We start from the raw sequence: 17,105 nt of genomic DNA on the forward strand, positions 1-17,105 counted from the left end.
CGACCTTCTCGTTACTGACAGGAAAATGGGCCATTGGCAACCAGGGAAAGATGAACGTGATGATGTTCACAATTTGCTGAATTGTGGTGATGTGATGCTCACCGCATTTCCTGAAAATTCACGCTGTATCTTGAAAAATCGACGTTTTTTACGTGGTTTTCCGTCGAAAATTTAAGGTAAGAACCTGACCTCGTGATTACTATTTCGCCGTGTTGACGACATCAGGAGGCCAGTATGACCGTATTACATAGTGTGGATTTTTTTCCGTCTTGTAACGCGTCCGTGGCGATAGAACCCCGGCTCCCGCAGGCGGATTTTCCTGAACATCATCATGATTTTCATGAAATTGTGATTGTCGAACATGGCACGGGTATTCATGTGTTTAATGGGCAGCCCTATACCATCACCGGTGGCACGGTCTGTTTCGTACGCGATCATGATCGGCATCTGTATGAACATACCGATAATCTGTGTCTGACCAATGTGCTGTATCGCTCGCCGGATCGATTTCAGTTTCTCGCCGGGCTGAATCAGTTGCTGCCACAAGAGCTGGATGGGCAGTATCCGTCTCACTGGCGCGTTAACCACAGCGTATTGCAGCAGGTGCGACAGCTGGTTGCACAGATGGAACAGCAGGAAGGGGAAAATGATTTACCCTCGACCGCCAGTCGCGAGATCTTGTTTATGCAATTACTGCTCTTGCTGCGTAAAAGCAGTTTGCAGGAGAACCTGGAAAACAGCGCATCACGTCTCAACTTGCTTCTGGCCTGGCTGGAGGACCATTTTGCCGATGAGGTGAATTGGGATGCCGTGGCGGATCAATTTTCTCTTTCACTGCGTACGCTACATCGGCAGCTTAAGCAGCAAACGGGACTGACGCCTCAGCGATACCTGAACCGCCTGCGACTGATGAAAGCCCGACATCTACTACGCCACAGCGAGGCCAGCGTCACTGACATCGCCTATCGCTGTGGATTCAGCGACAGTAACCACTTTTCGACGCTTTTTCGCCGAGAGTTTAACTGGTCACCGCGTGATATTCGCCAGGGACGGGATGGCTTTCTGCAATAACGCGAATCTTCTCAACGTATTTGTACGCCATATTGCGAATAATCAACTTCGTTCTCTGGCCGAGGTAGCCACGGTGGCGCATCAGTTAAAACTTCTCAAAGATGATTTTTTTGCCAGCGACCAGCAGGCAGTCGCTGTGGCTGACCGTTATCCGCAAGATGTCTTTGCCGAACATACACATGATTTTTGTGAGCTGGTGATTGTCTGGCGCGGTAATGGTCTGCATGTACTCAACGATCGTCCTTATCGCATTACCCGTGGCGATCTCTTTTATATTCATGCTGACGATAAACACTCCTACGCTTCCGTTAACGATCTGGTTTTGCAGAATATTATTTATTGCCCGGAGCGGCTGAAGCTGAATCTTGACTGGCAGGGAGCGATTCCGGGATTTAGCGCCAGCGCAGGGCAACCACACTGGCGCTTAGGTAGCGTGGGGATGGCGCAGGCGCGGCAGGTTATCGGTCAGCTTGAGCATGAAAGTAGTCAGCATGTGCCGTTTGCTAACGAAATGGCTGAGTTGCTGTTCGGGCAGTTGGTGATGTTGCTGAATCGCCATCGTTACACCAGTGATTCGTTGCCGCCAACATCCAGCGAAACGTTGCTGGATAAGCTGATTACCCGGCTGGCGGCTAGCCTGAAAAGTCCCTTTGCGCTGGATAAATTTTGTGATGAGGCATCGTGCAGTGAGCGCGTTTTGCGTCAGCAATTTCGCCAGCAGACTGGAATGACCATCAATCAATATCTGCGGCAGGTCAGAGTGTGTCATGCGCAATATCTTCTCCAGCATAGCCGCCTGTTAATCAGTGATATTTCGACCGAATGTGGCTTTGAAGATAGTAACTATTTTTCGGTGGTGTTTACCCGGGAAACCGGGATGACGCCCAGCCAGTGGCGTCATCTCAATTCGCAGAAAGATTAATTCGCCATGCCGATGCCGACGATGTTAGCGGCGACAATAATCACCACACAACCGAGGCTCAACACCGTTACCGGACGGCGTCCTGTATTGTTCCACTCTTTCAGCACCAGCCCGACGATACCGCCGCACAATACATAGAAACTCATATGCAGCATCCAACTGATGTAGTCATACTGCGCCGGAATGCGGGCGTGGCCCTAGGCATAGAAAAAGAATTGCAGATACCACATCAACCCGCCCAGTGCCGAGAGTAACACATTGTGAATGATCAGCGGTTTTGCCAGCGAGAAGTCGGCTTTTAGCGACAAATCCTTCACTTTTGCCAGACGAATAAAACAGAAACCGAGGTTAATGATCGCGCCGCCGCCCATGATGACAACATAGCTTGGCAGAGCAACATACAGTGGATCGACGCCAAGTGCGGCAGCGGCTTCATGCATCGGTTTTGCGGCGTTCATCGCAAAGGACATCCCGGCAGAGAAAATGCCGCACATCACCGCCAGCACCAGCCCTTTTTTCAGATTGAACTCTTCGGCTTTAATGCCCATCTTGCGCTCTTTCAACTGCCCGGCTCGAGTTACAATCCCTACGCCAATCAGCGCCACCAGAACGCCGAGTAACGTCATGCGTCCGCCTTCGGTGTTAATCAGCACATCGAAATTGCCGTTGATAATTGGCGTCATCAGCGTACCGACAATCAACGTAATGCCAATGGCGATGCCAATTCCCATCGACATGCCGAGATAACGCATGGTCAGGCCATAGTTGATATTACCGATCCCCCACATAGCGCCGAACAGAAAAACAGGCAGCAGCGTAGAGAGACTAAACGAGCTGTAATACGCCCAGAAATCCGGTAGTAACAGGGCGCTGATGGCCCACGGCAGAATAATCCACGAAACAATCCCACCGACTGACCACATGGTTTCCCATGACCATTTTTTTACTTTTTTGAACGGAGCGTAAAAACAGGCTGCACTGGCCGCGCCGATCAAATGCCAAAATATCCCCATCGTAATCGCGTTACTCATCTTCTTATCCTCATCATTTTTCGTCGCTTCACATCTCCGACGAGATGAGTGTAAAAATCGTGCTGTCGATTAACCTTTCGCCTGTTGCCGCCGTTGTCGATTTACTGGCAATCACGGCATTAAGTGGGTGATTTGCTTCACATCTCGGGCATTTTCCTGCAAAACCATACCCTTACGAAAAGTACGGCATTGATAATCATTTTCAATATCATTTAATTAACTATAATGAACCAACTGCTTACGCGGCATTAACAATCGGCCGCCCGACAATACTGGAGATGAATATGAGCTATACCCTGCCATCCCTGCCGTATGCTTACGATGCCCTGGAACCGCACTTCGATAAGCAGACCATGGAAATCCACCACACCAAACACCATCAGACCTACGTAAACAACGCCAACGCGGCGCTGGAAAGCCTGCCAGAATTTGCCAACCTGCCGGTTGAAGAGCTGATCACCAAACTGGACCAGCTGCCAGCAGACAAGAAAACCGTACTGCGCAACAACGCTGGCGGTCACGCTAACCACAGCCTGTTCTGGAAAGGTCTGAAAAAAGGCACCACCCTGCAGGGTGACCTGAAAGCGGCTATCGAACGTGACTTCGGCTCCGTTGATAACTTCAAAGCAGAATTTGAAAAAGCGGCAGCTTCCCGCTTTGGTTCCGGCTGGGCATGGCTGGTGCTGAAAGGCGATAAACTGGCGGTGGTTTCTACTGCTAACCAGGATTCTCCGCTGATGGGTGAAGCTATTTCTGGCGCTTCCGGCTTCCCGATTCTGGGCCTGGATGTGTGGGAACATGCTTACTACCTGAAATTCCAGAACCGCCGTCCGGACTACATCAAAGAGTTCTGGAACGTGGTGAACTGGGACGAAGCAGCGGCACGTTTTGCGGCGAAAAAATAATCATTTGCCGCCTGCTGCAATGAGGCGTATAGGCCGCATATCAGCTTAAAAAATGAACCATCGCCAACGGCGGTGGTTTTTTTGTGATCAATTCCAAAATAAAAACAATGGTCCTATAAAAATAAAACAGCGTTTCAATTGATGTGATTTTGATCACTTTTATTGATTAAATGAATGTCTATCTTCGTTTCCATCAACACTGATGCTCCATTGAGGAATTACGCATCAGCCCTTAAAAATATGCCGACAGGTGATGGAAATGCAGATAAAACGCTCGATTGAGAAAATCCCGGGGGGGATGATGCTCGTCCCGCTATTCCTTGGCGCACTGTGCCACACCTTCTCGCCGGGGGCGGGGAAATATTTTGGATCATTCACCAACGGGATGATTACCGGTACGGTGCCCATTCTGGCGGTGTGGTTTTTTTGCATGGGGGCGTCAATAAAATTAAGCGCGACGGGAACGGTACTGCGTAAATCCGGTACGCTGGTGGTAACTAAAATTGCCGTCGCGTGGGTGGTTGCGGCAATTGCCTCGCGCATTATTCCGGAACATGGTGTTGAAGTTGGATTCTTTGCCGGACTTTCAACGCTGGCGCTGGTGGCGGCGATGGATATGACCAACGGCGGACTTTACGCTTCCATCATGCAGCAGTACGGTACGAAAGAAGAAGCTGGGGCATTTGTGTTGATGTCGTTGGAGTCCGGGCCGCTCATGACGATGATTATTCTGGGCACTGCCGGGATTGCCTCGTTTGAACCGCATGTTTTCGTCGGCGCAGTATTACCGTTCCTGGTGGGCTTTGCCCTGGGGAATCTTGACCCTGAATTACGAGAATTTTTCAGCAAAGCGGTGCAAACGCTGATTCCATTCTTTGCCTTCGCGCTGGGCAATACCATTGATTTGACTGTGATTGCCCAGACTGGTTTGCTGGGGATCCTGTTGGGTGTGGCAGTAATTATCGTGACCGGTATTCCGTTGATTATCGCCGATAAATTGATTGGCGGTGGCGATGGCACTGCCGGAATTGCCGCTTCCAGTTCCGCAGGGGCCGCGGTAGCGACACCTGTGCTGATTGCAGAAATGGTGCCTGCGTTTAAACCGATGGCTCCGGCAGCAACTTCGCTGGTAGCGACGGCGGTCATTGTGACTTCGATTCTGGTGCCAATTCTTACCTCTATCTGGTCACGTAAAGTCAAAGCCAGAGCAGCGAAAATCGAAATTTTAGGTACGGTGAAATAAACCTGCTTCCTTAATCCCTGGATTTGCCCCTATATTTCCAGACATCTGTTATCACTTAACCCATTACAAGCCCGCTGCCGCAGATATTCCCGTGGCGAGCGATAACCCAGCGCACTATGCGGATGCCATTCGTTATAATGCTCGAACGCCTCTGCAAGGTTCTTTGCTGCCGTTAACCCGTCTGGTTTGGGCATGATACTGATGTAGTCACGCTTTATCGTTTTCACGAAGCTCTCTGCTATTCCGTTACTCTCCGGACTCCGCACCGCCGTGTTCTTCGGTTCAAGTCCCAACATCCGGGCGAACTGGCGTGTTTCATTAGCCCGGTAGCATGAACCATTATCCGTCAGCCACTCCACTGGAGACGACGGAAGATCGTTGCCGAAGCGGCGTTCCACCGCTCCCAGCATGACGTCCTGTACTGTTTCACTGTTGAAGCCGCCGGTAGTCACCGCCCAGTGCAGTGCCTCACGATCACAGCAGTCCAGCGCGAACGTGACACGCAGTCTCTCTCCGTTATCACAGCAGAACTCGAACCCGTCAGAGCACCATCGCTGATTGCTTTCTTTCACGGCTACTCTGCCTGTATGTGCCCGTTTCGATGGCGGTACAGCAGGTTTTCGCTCAAGCAACAGCGCATTCTGGCGCATGAGCCGGTAAACACGTTTGGCATTGATCGCAGGCATACCATCAAGTTCTGCCTGTCTGCGAAGCAGCGCCCATACCCGACGATAACCATACGTGGGCAGCTCTCCGATAACATGGTGTATACGGAGAAGCACATCCGTATCATCAGTGTGACGACTGCGGCGGCCATCCATCCAGTCATCGGTTCGTCTGAGAATGACGTGCAACTGCGCACGCGACACCCGGAGACAACGGCTGACTAAGCTTACTCCCCATCCCCGGGCAATAAGGGCGCGTGCGCTATCCACTTTTTTGCCCGTCCATATTCAACGGCTTCTTTGAGGAGTTCATTTTCCATCGTTTTCTTGCCGAGCAGGCGCTGGAGTTCTTTAATCTGCTTCATGGCGGCAGCAAGTTCAGAGGCAGGAACAACCTGTTCTCCGGCGGCCACAGCAGTAAGACTTCCTTCCTGGTATTGCTTACGCCAGAGAAATAGCTGGCTGGCTGCTACACCATGTTGCCGGGCAACGAGGGAGACCGTCATCCCCGGTTCAAAGCTCTGCTGAACAATTGCGATCTTTTCCTGTGTGGTACGCCGTCTGCGTTTCTCCGGCCCTAAGACATCAATCATCTGTACTCCAATGACTAGTCTAAAAACTAGTATTAAGACTATCACTTAAATAAGTGATACTGGTTGTCTGGAGATTCAGGGGGCCAGTCTAATCCCCACAGCCGGATGAACTAACGTTCGTCCGGTTTGCTATTGAGTTCCTGCCTGGATACTTACCGCGAAAACAGCACGGCTGACATAAAATAAATATGGTCTAATGGGGAAATTTCTCGTGGAGAGGGAACAGATGCGATATCCGGTTGATGTATACACAGGCAAGATTCAGGCTTATCCCGAAGGCAAACCCAGCGCAATTGCCAAAATCCAGGTTGATGGTGAGTTGATGCTGACGGAGCTGGGGCTGGAAGGTGACGAGCAGGCGGAGAAAAAGGTTCACGGCGGGCCAGACAGAGCGCTGTGTCATTATCCTCGTGAGCACTATCTCTACTGGGTGCGGGAATTTCCGGAACAGGCGGAGTTGTTTGTTGCGCCTGCGTTTGGCGAAAATCTCTCAACCGACGGTCTCACGGAAAGTAATGTTCATATGGGCGATATTTTCCGCTGGGGAGAGGCATTAATTCAGGTCAGCCAGCCGCGCTCGCCTTGCTATAAACTCAATTACCATTTTGATATCAGCGATATAGCGCAGTTGATGCAAAACACAGGTAAGGTGGGGTGGTTGTATAGCGTGATAGCGCCAGGGAAAGTGTCTGCGGACGCGCCGCTGGAGTTGGTTTCCCGTGTCAGCGATGTGACCGTGCAGGAGGCTGCCGCCATCGCATGGCATATGCCGTTTGATGACGATCAGTATCACCGTTTACTCTCCGCCGCCGGGTTATCGAAAAGCTGGACGCGGACGATGCAAAAGCGCCGACTGAGCGGCAAGATCGAAGATTTTTCCCGCCGGTTGTGGGGAAAATAACCCCCGGAGTGTAGGCCTGATAAGACGCTATCAGCGTCGCATCAGGCATCCTGCTCAAATGCCGGATGCGGCGTAAACGCCTTATCCTGCCTACAAATGCGGAGTTTAACTCCGCTTATACAGCGGCAACCAAATCACCAGCCGTAAACCGCCCAGCGGGCTGTCTTCTGCCTTCACCCAGCCACGATGCTGCTGAATGGCGGTTTCAACAATCGCCAGCCCCAATCCTGTACCGCCAGATTCACGATCGCGTGCTTCATCGGTCCGATAGAACGGACGGAAAATCTGTTCGCGATCTTCCGGGCTAACGCCAGGACCATCGTCGTCCACCGTAATGGTGATACCGTCTTTATCTACCGCAAAGCCCACTTCAATCTTCGTATGGGAATAACGCAGAGCATTACGAACAATGTTTTCCAGCGCACTTTCCAGGGCGTTCGGATTGCCGTACAGCGGCCACGGCCCAGGCGGGAAGTTAACTGTCAACGACTTGCCCATTTGCTCGGCTTCGAACGCCGCGTTATCCAGCACTTCACTCCACAACTGGTTGGCTTTGATGGTTTCGCTAACCAGCGCGTTTTTTTGCTGATTACGTGACATCACCAACAGATCGTTGATCATGCTGTCCAGACGTTGCGCTTCGGTTTCAATACGCTCGAGTTCCTTGCTTTCACCGCTACGACGGCGCAGTAACGCCGTACCCAGTTGCAGACGCGTCAGCGGGGTGCGCAGCTCGTGAGAGATATCAGAAAGCAGACGCTGCTGAGAGGTCATCATGCGCTCCAGCGCGGTGACCATCTGGTTAAAACTGGCACCTGCGGCAAGGAATTCCTGTGGCCCCGCTTCCAGTTCCGGGTGCTGGCGTAAGTTTCCCTGGGCAACTTCATCGGCAGCGTTTTTCAGCTTACGCGCCGGTTTTGCCAGACTCCAGGCCAACCACAACAGCAGCGGCGTACTGACCAACATGGTGACAATCAGCAGTAATAGCGGGCGGTCAAACAGTAAGTTAATGAAATCGGATTGAGAACTACTGGCCGGACGAATCAGATAAAGTTGGTAATTATCTTCGCCATCACGCACGGAGAACGGACCGACCAGTTCCACGCGGCCATACTTTTTCTTCTGCGGATGATCGGCGTTATCGGCCTGACCAATAAAGTTACGAATGATCTGCATTTCGCTGCGTTCAGCGCCGATCACGCGGCCTTCGGTGGTCACCAATAACAAACGCTGTCCTGGCGGTGCCCACTTATCAATCGCCCGGAACAGACGCCGCCACCACATTAAATCGTTGGGCGGATCGTTCGCCAGCTCCGCTTCGACATGCTGCTCAATCATCAGCCCCTGACGCTGTTCGCTATCCAGAAGCTCGGTCATCTGGCGTGAATCGAGCTTGGGTAACATCAAAACCAACATCAACACCAGCACCAGCGTCAGCCAGAAGATGGCGAAGATGCGCGCGGTTAAGCTGCCTATCATGAAGCAGAAACCATCAGATAGCCGCGACCACGCAAGGTTTTAAACCACGGGTGACCATCTTTACGATCCGGCAGTTTACGACGCAGGTTGGAAATGTGCATATCAATAGCGCGGTCGAAAGGCGTCAGGCGTTTGCCCAACACTTCCTGGCTTAAATGTTCACGGGAAACCACCTGACCCAGATGCTGTGCCAGCAAATAGAGCAGGGTAAACTCAGTACCGGTTAACTCCAGCGTTTGCCCGTCGAAGCTGGCTTCCTGACGGCCTGGATTCAGCACTAAGGCATCAACTTCCAGTGTCGGTGAACCGTTGTCGTTGTTTTGCTGTTGCTCGCTCCAGTGCGAACGGCGCAGGATTGCGCGAATACGTGCCACCAGCTCACGATCATTAAACGGTTTCGGGAGATAGTCATCTGCGCCCAGCTCAAGGCCGAGAACGCGATCAAGTTCACTGCCGCGCGCCGTCAACATAATGACAGGCGTCTGGTGTGTCTGGCGAAGTGCTTTTAATGTGTCGATACCATTTTTCTTCGGCATCATTACGTCAAGCAAAAGTAAATCAATGCTGTCGTCCAGAAGATCAAGCGCCTGTTCCCCATCGTGGGCAACAATCACGTTGAAGCCTTCCATCTCGAGCAGCTCCTTTAATAGGGAAGTCAGCTCTCGGTCATCATCAACTAACAGGATTTTATTCATTGTTTAAATACCTCCGAGGCAGAAATTACGTCATCAGACGTCGCTAATCCATGACTTTACGTTGTTTTACACCCCCTGACGCATGTTTGCAGCCTGAATCGTAAACTCTCTATCGTTGAATCGCGACAGAAAGATTTTGGGAGCAAATGATGCGCATAGTTACCGCTGCCGTCATGGCCTCAACGCTGGCAGTCAGTTCATTAAGCCACGCTGCTGAAGTCGGTTCAGGCGATAACTGGCATCCGGGTGAAGAACTTACGCAGCGCAGTACGCAGAGCCATATGTTCGACGGCATAAGTTTAACCGAACATCAGCGTCAGCAGATGCGAGATCTTATGCAACAGGCCCGGCACGAACAGCCTCCTGTTAATGTTAGCGAACTGGAGACAATGCATCGCCTTGTCACCGCAGAAAATTTTGATGAAAACGCTGTGCGCGCACAGGCAGAAAAAATGGCGAATGAGCAAATTGCTCGTCAGGTTGAGATGGCAAAAGTCCGCAACCAAATGTATCGCCTGTTAACGCCGGAGCAGCAAGCGGTTTTAAACGAGAAACATCAACAACGAATGGAGCAGTTGCGTGACGTGACGCAATGGCAAAAAAGTTCATCGTTGAAGCTATTGAGTAGTAGCAACTCACGTTCCCAGTAGTAAACCCTGTTTTCCTTGCCATAGACACCATCCCTGTCTTCCCCCACATGATGTGGGGTTTTTTTTATCCTCAATTTGCCTGCTGCTTAATGCATTGCAGATGATTTGCTTCCGTTATACTAGCGTCAGTTGATAGCGGGAGTATTTATGAATCAATCTTATGGACGGCTGGTCAGTCGGGCGGCGATTGCTGCGACGGCGATGGCTTCGTTGCTATTGCTGATTAAAATTTTTGCATGGTGGTATACCGGGTCGGTGAGTATTCTCGCCGCGCTGGTGGATTCGCTGGTGGATATCGGCGCGTCGTTGACGAATTTACTGGTGGTGCGATATTCCCTGCAACCTGCCGACGATAATCACTCGTTTGGTCACGGTAAAGCTGAGTCCCTCGCGGCGCTGGCGCAAAGTATGTTTATCTCCGGTTCGGCACTATTCCTGTTTTTGACGGGTATTCAACATCTGGTATCTCCAACACCGATGACAGATCCAGGCGTCGGGGTTATCGTGACAATTGTGGCGCTAATTTGTACGATTATCCTTGTCTCGTTTCAGCGGTGGGTGGTGCGCCGGACGCAAAGCCAGGCGGTGCGGGCTGATATGCTACATTACCAGTCTGATGTTATGATGAACGGCGCAATTCTGCTGGCGCTGGGGTTGTCTTGGTACGGCTGGCATCGCGCCGATGCTCTGTTTGCATTGGGAATCGGCATCTATATTTTATATAGCGCGTTACGCATGGGATATGAGGCGGTACAGTCATTACTGGATCGCGCATTGCCTGATGAAGAACGGCAAGAAATTATTGATATCGTGACTTCCTGGCCGGGTGTTAGCGGCGCTCACGATCTTCGCACGCGGCAGTCAGGGCCGACCCGCTTTATTCAGATTCATTTGGAAATGGAAGACTCTCTGCCTTTGGTTCAGGCACATATGGTGGCGGATCAGGTAGAGCAGGCTATTTTACGGCGTTTTCCGGGATCGGATGTGATTATCCATCAGGACCCCTGTTCCGTCGTACCCAGGGAGGGTAAACGGTCTATGCTTTCATAATCAGTATAAAAGAGAGCCAGACCCGCATTTTGTGTATAAAATACCGCCATTTGGCCTGACCTGAATCAATTCAGCAGGAAGTGATTGTTATACTATTTGCACATTCGTTGGATCACTTCGATGTGCAAGAAGACTTCCGGCAACAGATTTCATTTTGCATTCCAAAGTTCAGAGGTAGTCATGATTAAGAAAATAGGTGTGTTGACAAGCGGCGGTGATGCGCCAGGCATGAACGCCGCAATTCGCGGGGTTGTTCGTTCTGCGCTGACAGAAGGTCTGGAAGTAATGGGTATTTATGACGGCTATCTGGGTCTGTATGAAGACCGTATGGTACAGCTAGACCGTTACAGCGTGTCTGACATGATCAACCGTGGCGGTACGTTCCTCGGTTCTGCGCGTTTCCCGGAATTCCGCGACGAGAACATCCGCGCCGTGGCTATCGAAAACCTGAAAAAACGTGGTATCGACGCGCTGGTGGTTATCGGCGGTGACGGTTCCTACATGGGTGCAATGCGTCTGACCGAAATGGGCTTCCCGTGCATCGGTCTGCCGGGCACTATCGACAACGACATCAAAGGCACTGACTACACTATCGGTTTCTTCACTGCGCTGAGCACCGTTGTAGAAGCGATCGACCGTCTGCGTGACACCTCTTCTTCTCACCAGCGTATTTCCGTGGTGGAAGTGATGGGCCGTTATTGTGGCGATCTGACCCTGGCTGCGGCCATTGCCGGTGGCTGTGAATTCGTTGTAGTTCCGGAAGTTGAATTCAGCCGTGAAGACCTGGTAAACGAAATCAAAGCGGGTATCGCGAAAGGTAAAAAACACGCGATCGTGGCGATTACCGAACATATGTGTGATGTTGACGAACTGGCGCATTTCATCGAGAAAGAAACCGGTCGTGAAACCCGCGCAACTGTGCTGGGCCACATCCAGCGCGGTGGTTCTCCGGTGCCTTACGACCGTATTCTGGCTTCCCGTATGGGCGCTTACGCTATCGATCTGCTGCTGGCAGGTTACGGCGGTCGTTGTGTAGGTATCCAGAACGAACAGCTGGTTCACCACGACATCATCGACGCTATCGAAAACATGAAGCGTCCGTTCAAAGGTGACTGGCTGGACTGCGCGAAAAAACTGTATTAATGATTTCGGAAAAAGGCAGATTCCTTTAGCCTGAAACCGATGACAGAAGCAAAAATGCCTGATGCGCTTCGCTTATCAGGCCTACATGAATTCTGCAATTTATTGAATTTGCAAACTTTTGTAGGCCGGATAAGGCGTTCGCGCCGCATCCGGCATGGACAAAGCGCACTTTGTCAGCAATATGAGGCGGATTTCTTCCGCCTTTTTAATCCCTCAACATATACCCGCAAGTTATAGCCAATCTTTTTTTATTCTTTAATGTTTGGTTAACCTTCTGGCACGCTTTGCTCATCACAACACAACATAAGAGAGTCGGGCGATGAACAAGTGGGGCGTAGGGTTAACATTTTTGCTGGCGGCAACCAGCGTTATGGCAAAGGATATTCAGCTTCTTAACGTTTCATATGATCCAACGCGCGAATTGTACGAACAGTACAACAAGGCATTCAGCGCCCACTGGAAACAGCAAACTGGTGATAACGTGGTGATTCGTCAGTCACACGGTGGTTCAGGTAAACAAGCGACGTCGGTAATCAACGGTATTGAAGCTGATGTTGTCACGCTGGCTCTGGCCTATGACGTGGACGCGATTGCGGAACGCGGGCGGATTGATAAAGAGTGGATCAAACGTCTGCCGGATAACTCCGCACCGTACACTTCCACCATTGTTTTCCTGGTGCGTAAGGGCAATCCGAAGCAGATCCATGACTGGAACGATCTGATTAAACCGGGTGTTTCGGTGATCACGCCTAATCCGAAAAGCTCTGGTGGCGCACGCTGGAACTACCTGGCTGCCTGGGGCTACGCGCTGCATCACAACAACAACGATCAGGCAAAAGCACAGGATTTTGTTCGGGCACTGTATAAAAACGTCGAAGTTCTGGATTCTGGCGCGCGCGGCTCCACTAACACCTTTGTCGAGCGCGGGATTGGCGATGTACTGATCGCCTGGGAAAACGAAGCTCTGCTGGCAGCGAATGAACTGGGGAAAGATAAATTCGAAATCGTCACGCCGAGTGAGTCTATCCTCGCAGAGCCAACGGTGTCGGTGGTCGATAAAGTGGTCGAGAAAAAAGGCACCAAAGAGGTGGCGGAAGCCTACCTGAAATATCTCTACTCGCCAGAAGGTCAGGAAATTGCCGCGAAAAACTACTACCGTCCGCGCGACGCTGAAGTAGCGAAAAAGTACGAAAATGCGTTTCCAAAGCTGAAGTTATTCACCATTGATGAAGAGTTCGGCGGCTGGACGAAAGCGCAAAAAGAGCATTTTGCTAACGGCGGTACGTTCGATCAGATCAGCAAACGCTGATTTCCCTAGGATAATTATCAAACCCGGTGGTTTCTCGCGACCGGGTTTTTTATTTGTCACGATTTTGCGTTACCCTTGCATCTCTTTGAGGTACAGGGAAAAAAAGATGAAAAAAGCGGGTCTTCTTTTTTTGGTGATGATAGTTATCGCCGTTGTGGCTGCCGGTATTGGTTACTGGAAATTAACCGGTGAAGAGTCGGATACATTACGTAAGATTGTCCTTGAGGAATGTTTGCCCAATCAGCAGCAAAATCAAAATCCTTCGCCATGTGCGGAAGTCAAACCCAATGCCGGATACGTGGTTTTAAAAGATCTTAATGGTCCACTGCAATATCTGTTGATGCCAACGTATCGTATTAACGGTACTGAAAGTCCTTTGTTGACCGATCCTTCAACGCCGAACTTCTTTTGGTTGGCCTGGCAGGCGCGTGATTTTATGAGCAAAAAATACGGCCAGCCGGTTCCCGATCGCGCGGTTTCTTTGGCGATCAACTCCCGCACCGGGCATACGCAAAACCATTTTCATATTCATATCTCTTGTATTCGTCCTGATGTGCGCGAACAACTGGATAAAAATCTGGCGAACATCAGCAGCCGCTGGTTGCCACTGCCAGGTGGTTTGCGCGGGCATGAATACCTGGCGCGTCGGGTAACGGAAAGCGAACTGGTACAACGCAGCCCATTTATGATGCTTGCAGAAGAAGTGCCTGAGGCGCGGGAACATATGGGAAGCTACGGGCTGGCGATGGTACGGCAGAGTGATAATTCGTTTGTGTTGCTGGCGACACAACGAAATCTACTGACGCTGAACCGTGCTTCAGCCGAGGAAATCCAGGATCATGAGTGTGAGATTTTGCGTTAAGGCGAGGAGTTAAGGAAAGTAAGTGCCGGATATGAAATCCGGCACCTGTCAGACTTAAGCCTGTTTAGCCGCTTCTGCAGCTTTAACGATCACTGCGAAAGCGTCAGCTTTCAGAGAAGCACCGCCAACCAGCGCGCCGTCGATGTCTGGCTGAGCAAACAGTTCTGCAGCGTTAGACGCGTTTACAGAGCCGCCGTACTGAATGATCACTTGTTCAGCGATGTTAGCGTCAACTTTAGCGATGTGGTCACGGATGAATTTGTGAACAGCCTGTGCCTGAGCCGGAGTTGCAGATTTGCCAGTACCGATTGCCCATACAGGTTCGTAAGCGATAACCGCACCTTCGAATGCCGCAGCACCCTGAGTTTTCAGTACCGCGTCGATCTGACGTGCGCAAACTTCTTCAGTTTTTCCCGCTTCGTTTTCAGCTTCGGTTTCACCGATGCACAGAACCGGAGTCAGACCCTGCTCTTTCAGCACCGCGAATTTTTTCGCAATCAGTTCGTCAGACTCTTTGTGGTAAGTACGACGTTCAGAGTGGCCGATGATGATGTACTGAGCGCCGATGTCTTTCAGCATAGCGGCAGAAGTTTCACCGGTGAATGCGCCGGACAGGTTCAGGTCCACGTTTTGCGCACCCAGCATGATGTGGCTGCCTTCAGCTTCGCGCTTCGCCATATCGATGTACATTTCCGGTGGTGCGATTGCAACCGCACAGCCAGCAACACCTGCCAGCTCTTTACGCAGGTTAGAAACCAGCTCGTGAACCATGTGGCGGCTGCCGTTCAGTTTCCAGTTACCCATCACTAAAGGATGTCGCATTTTAATTCTCCACGCTTATAAGCGAATAAAGGAAGATGGCCGCCCCGCAGGGCAGCAGGTCTGTGAAACAGTATAGAGATTCATCGGCACAAAGGCTTTGCTTTTTGTCATTTATTCAAACCTTCAAGCGATTCAGATAGCGCCAGCTTAATCGGTTCAACAGCGAAGGTCAGCCCCTTTTCGCCGTTGTCCGCGACAACATAACGCAGTGCACCTTCTGTCTCGGTGTAATAACGTTTGTTTTTCCCCGCCGTTAGTAGCGACTGCAGTTTTTTCTGGCTTTGTGTTTTGGTCATTAATGGGGTGAGTGTGCGGATCACTGCTGCCATGTATTCCTGAGCTTTCGCTTTCGCTGCTTTTTGCTCTGGCCCCTGGATGGGTAGCCAGGTCATTTGAATGCTTTTGATTTTTAAGGTACCGCGCTCCAGCGCTGTAGAAGCATACAAGTTCTCGTTAATTTTACTTGCAGCACGAGTGAGATTGGCTTTGTCGGGACTGCTGTCGATGGCACGAAATTCGTTCAGTGGCAGGCTGGGATTCTGGCTGTTAAAGTCTTCTCGAAACTGGCTGATGGAGAGATCGAAAGTAGGGGCTCCAGCCAGCAGATAAGGCGCGGTCGTTGCCGTATCTGGTGTTTGTGCATGCGCCGTTGTTGTAACGGTTAATGCAGAACATAAGAGAAAAAACAGCGTACACCCTGGCTTCATTGACAGTACCTTTTGTTATGACTGGCTCCGATTAAAACGATATCTGTCGCCCTTGTCAAAAGGGTAGAATCCTGGAAAAGACAACCATCAAGGAACTTACATGACCATACAGCAATGGTTATTCTCATTTAAAGGGCGTATTGGACGCCGTGATTTCTGGATTTGGATAGGCCTGTGGTTCGCAGGCATGCTGGTGCTTTTCTCACTGGCGGGTAAGAATCTACTCGATATTCAGACCGCGGCGTTTTGCCTTGTGTGCTTGCTCTGGCCAACAGCGGCAGTAACTGTTAAGCGCTTGCATGATCGCGGGCGTTCCGGCGCATGGGCATTTCTGATGATTGTGGCGTGGATGCTGCTGGCGGGTAACTGAGCGATTTTACCGGGTGTCTGGCAATGGGCGGTGGGGCGTTTTGTCCCGACGTTGATTCTGGTGATGATGCTTATCGATCTTGGTGCGTTTGTTGGCACACAAGGCGAAAATAAATATGGTAAAGATACTCAGGATGTGAAGTATAAAGCCGACAATAAATCAAGTAATTAACCTTTAATATATCTCTTACTGCTATTTTTTTCCGGGATTGTTATTTCCACGATGCAAATGACAATACCCGGAAAATCCTTCTGAACTCTTCACCTTAAGCAATATCAAAAAAAATGGTAATCCATAAGATCATTACTTGTTTGTTCTTCCCTTAACGGCGCATTATTCTTAAGTCGTAATCGACAGAGAGGCGAATATACAGAGGTGCCCTATGAAAGATGTCGTAGATAAATGCAGTACTAAAGGATGTGCGATTGATATCGGTACGGTGATTGATAACGACAACTGTACCAGTAAGTTTTCGCGCTTTTTTGCCACCCGCGAAGAAGCAGAGTCTTTTATGACCAAACTGAAAGAGCTTGCCGCCGCTGCATCCTCTGCAGATGAAGGGGCCAGCGTGGCCTATAAGATTAAGGATCTGGAGGGGCAAGTTGAGCTTGATGCGGCCTTCACTTTCTCATGCCAGGCCGAGATGATTATTTTTGAGTTATCACTGCGTTCGTTAGCTTGATGGAG

The 17,105-nt window shown here is 50.7% G+C and carries 17 protein-coding genes, 2 pseudogenes and 2 other annotated features; of the genes and pseudogenes, 12 read left to right on the plus strand and 7 right to left on the minus strand.

Annotated features, from left to right (window positions below; translation table 11 throughout):
• Nucleotides 1–234: 234 nt before the first annotated feature.
• A complete protein-coding gene (rhaS, locus tag SF3982; protein NP_709709.1) occupies nt 235–1,071 on the plus strand; it encodes a transcriptional activator RhaS in 837 nt (278 codons plus the stop codon).
• On the plus strand, nt 1,055–1,993 hold the full coding sequence (rhaR, locus tag SF3983) for a transcriptional activator RhaR (RefSeq protein NP_709710.2): 939 nt from the start codon (nt 1,055–1,057) through the stop codon (nt 1,991–1,993). The genes rhaS and rhaR overlap by 17 nt, the downstream gene beginning before the upstream one ends.
• Here the strand turns inward: rhaR and SF3984 are convergent.
• A pseudogene (locus SF3984) lies at nt 1,990–3,024 on the minus strand. The gene rhaR and the pseudogene SF3984 overlap by 4 nt on opposite strands.
• 284 nt (nt 3,025–3,308) lie before the next feature.
• On the opposite strand from SF3984, the gene sodA reads away from it, so the two are divergent.
• Nucleotides 3,309–3,929 carry a superoxide dismutase gene (gene sodA / locus SF3985; RefSeq protein NP_709712.2) on the plus strand — a complete coding sequence of 207 codons (621 nt, stop codon included), beginning with the start codon at nt 3,309–3,311 and terminating at the stop codon, nt 3,927–3,929.
• Between the two features lie 259 nt (nt 3,930–4,188).
• Nucleotides 4,189–5,172 (plus strand): 2-keto-3-deoxygluconate permease, encoded by a 984-nt coding sequence (gene kdgT, locus SF3986; RefSeq protein ID NP_709713.2) that lies wholly within the window; start codon nt 4,189–4,191, stop codon nt 5,170–5,172.
• A gap of 18 nt (nt 5,173–5,190) precedes the next feature.
• Nucleotides 5,191–6,521: a mobile genetic element, on the minus strand.
• Here kdgT and SF3987 read toward each other — a convergent pair.
• Both SF3987 and SF3988 read right to left on the minus strand, forming a co-directional pair.
• Nucleotides 5,202–6,107 (minus strand): IS2 transposase TnpB, encoded by a 906-nt coding sequence (locus tag SF3987; RefSeq protein NP_709714.1) that lies wholly within the window; start codon nt 6,105–6,107, stop codon nt 5,202–5,204. It overlaps the preceding feature by 906 nt.
• Nucleotides 6,065–6,475 carry an IS2 repressor TnpA gene (locus SF3988; protein ID NP_709715.3) on the minus strand — a complete coding sequence of 137 codons (411 nt, stop codon included), beginning with the start codon at nt 6,473–6,475 and terminating at the stop codon, nt 6,065–6,067. Its footprint lies within the feature at nt 5,191–6,521. The genes SF3987 and SF3988 overlap by 43 nt, the downstream gene beginning before the upstream one ends.
• 135 nt (nt 6,522–6,656) lie before the next feature.
• Here SF3988 and yiiM point away from each other — a divergent pair.
• Nucleotides 6,657–7,331, plus strand: a complete 675-nt coding sequence (gene yiiM / locus SF3989) for a 6-N-hydroxylaminopurine resistance protein (protein NP_709716.2) — start codon at nt 6,657–6,659, stop codon at nt 7,329–7,331.
• Nucleotides 7,332–7,436: 105 nt separating this feature from the next.
• Here yiiM and cpxA read toward each other — a convergent pair whose 3' ends face one another.
• A complete protein-coding gene (gene cpxA / locus SF3990; RefSeq protein ID NP_709717.1) occupies nt 7,437–8,810 on the minus strand; it encodes a two-component sensor protein in 1,374 nt (457 codons plus the stop codon).
• Complete coding sequence (gene cpxR, locus SF3991) at nt 8,807–9,505, minus strand: DNA-binding transcriptional regulator CpxR (protein NP_709718.1); 699 nt, start codon at nt 9,503–9,505, stop codon at nt 8,807–8,809. Before cpxR ends, cpxA begins: the two co-directional genes overlap by 4 nt.
• A 146-nt stretch (nt 9,506–9,651) precedes the next feature.
• Between cpxR and SF3992 the strand changes: the two genes are divergently transcribed.
• The 5 genes from SF3992 (at nt 9,652) to cdh (ending at nt 14,519) form a co-directional block, all read left to right on the plus strand.
• On the plus strand, nt 9,652–10,155 hold the full coding sequence (locus SF3992) for a hypothetical protein (protein NP_709719.5): 504 nt from the start codon (nt 9,652–9,654) through the stop codon (nt 10,153–10,155).
• Between the two features lie 147 nt (nt 10,156–10,302).
• Nucleotides 10,303–11,205, plus strand: coding sequence for a ferrous iron efflux protein F (fieF, locus tag SF3993; RefSeq protein NP_709720.2), 903 nt, complete (start codon nt 10,303–10,305; stop codon nt 11,203–11,205).
• A 198-nt stretch (nt 11,206–11,403) separates the two neighbouring features.
• A complete protein-coding gene (pfkA, locus tag SF3994; protein ID NP_709721.2) occupies nt 11,404–12,348 on the plus strand; it encodes a 6-phosphofructokinase in 945 nt (314 codons plus the stop codon).
• Between the two features lie 319 nt (nt 12,349–12,667).
• A complete protein-coding gene (gene sbp / locus SF3995; protein NP_709722.1) occupies nt 12,668–13,657 on the plus strand; it encodes a sulfate transporter subunit in 990 nt (329 codons plus the stop codon).
• A gap of 106 nt (nt 13,658–13,763) precedes the next feature.
• Entirely contained in the window at nt 13,764–14,519 is a 756-nt protein-coding gene (cdh, locus tag SF3996; RefSeq protein ID NP_709723.2) for a CDP-diacylglycerol pyrophosphatase, read from the plus strand.
• Between the two features lie 54 nt (nt 14,520–14,573).
• Here cdh and tpiA read toward each other — a convergent pair whose 3' ends face one another.
• Together tpiA and yiiQ are read right to left on the minus strand one after the other, a co-directional pair.
• Nucleotides 14,574–15,341 carry a triosephosphate isomerase gene (gene tpiA, locus SF3997; protein ID NP_709724.1) on the minus strand — a complete coding sequence of 256 codons (768 nt, stop codon included), beginning with the start codon at nt 15,339–15,341 and terminating at the stop codon, nt 14,574–14,576.
• Between the two features lie 107 nt (nt 15,342–15,448).
• Nucleotides 15,449–16,048, minus strand: a complete 600-nt coding sequence (yiiQ, locus tag SF3998) for a hypothetical protein (protein ID NP_709725.1) — start codon at nt 16,046–16,048, stop codon at nt 15,449–15,451.
• A gap of 100 nt (nt 16,049–16,148) precedes the next feature.
• Nucleotides 16,149–16,589 (plus strand) — a sequence feature (Similar to Escherichia coli K12 conserved hypothetical protein gi: 1790355 (147 aa). BLAST with identity of 99% in 147 aa. This CDS ontains frameshift. The sequence has been checked and is believed to be correct.).
• On the opposite strand from yiiQ, the pseudogene yiiR reads away from it, so the two are divergent.
• Nucleotides 16,149–16,589, plus strand: a pseudogene (gene yiiR / locus SF3999). Its footprint overlaps the feature before it by 441 nt.
• A 211-nt stretch (nt 16,590–16,800) precedes the next feature.
• On the plus strand, nt 16,801–17,100 hold the full coding sequence (gene yiiS / locus SF4000; protein NP_709726.1) for a hypothetical protein: 300 nt from the start codon (nt 16,801–16,803) through the stop codon (nt 17,098–17,100).
• Nucleotides 17,101–17,105: the final 5 nt, after the last annotated feature.

Source organism: Shigella flexneri 2a str. 301, assembly GCF_000006925.2.
GTDB lineage: Bacteria > Pseudomonadota > Gammaproteobacteria > Enterobacterales > Enterobacteriaceae > ECMA0423.

Coding starts and splice junctions, on each gene's coding strand:
- rhaS (NP_709709.1), top strand. CDS start 235: ATGACCGTATTACATAGTGTGGATTTTTTTCCGTCTTGTAACGCGTCC.
- rhaR (NP_709710.2), top strand. CDS start 1,055: ATGGCTTTCTGCAATAACGCGAATCTTCTCAACGTATTTGTACGCCAT.
- sodA (NP_709712.2), top strand. CDS start 3,309: ATGAGCTATACCCTGCCATCCCTGCCGTATGCTTACGATGCCCTGGAA.
- kdgT (NP_709713.2), top strand. CDS start 4,189: ATGCAGATAAAACGCTCGATTGAGAAAATCCCGGGGGGGATGATGCTC.
- yiiM (NP_709716.2), top strand. CDS start 6,657: ATGCGATATCCGGTTGATGTATACACAGGCAAGATTCAGGCTTATCCC.
- cpxA (NP_709717.1), bottom strand. CDS start 8,810: ATGATAGGCAGCTTAACCGCGCGCATCTTCGCCATCTTCTGGCTGACG.
- cpxR (NP_709718.1), bottom strand. CDS start 9,505: ATGAATAAAATCCTGTTAGTTGATGATGACCGAGAGCTGACTTCCCTA.
- SF3992 (NP_709719.5), top strand. CDS start 9,652: ATGATGCGCATAGTTACCGCTGCCGTCATGGCCTCAACGCTGGCAGTC.
- fieF (NP_709720.2), top strand. CDS start 10,303: ATGAATCAATCTTATGGACGGCTGGTCAGTCGGGCGGCGATTGCTGCG.
- sbp (NP_709722.1), top strand. CDS start 12,668: ATGAACAAGTGGGGCGTAGGGTTAACATTTTTGCTGGCGGCAACCAGC.
- cdh (NP_709723.2), top strand. CDS start 13,764: ATGAAAAAAGCGGGTCTTCTTTTTTTGGTGATGATAGTTATCGCCGTT.
- tpiA (NP_709724.1), bottom strand. CDS start 15,341: ATGCGACATCCTTTAGTGATGGGTAACTGGAAACTGAACGGCAGCCGC.
- yiiQ (NP_709725.1), bottom strand. CDS start 16,048: ATGAAGCCAGGGTGTACGCTGTTTTTTCTCTTATGTTCTGCATTAACC.
- yiiS (NP_709726.1), top strand. CDS start 16,801: ATGAAAGATGTCGTAGATAAATGCAGTACTAAAGGATGTGCGATTGAT.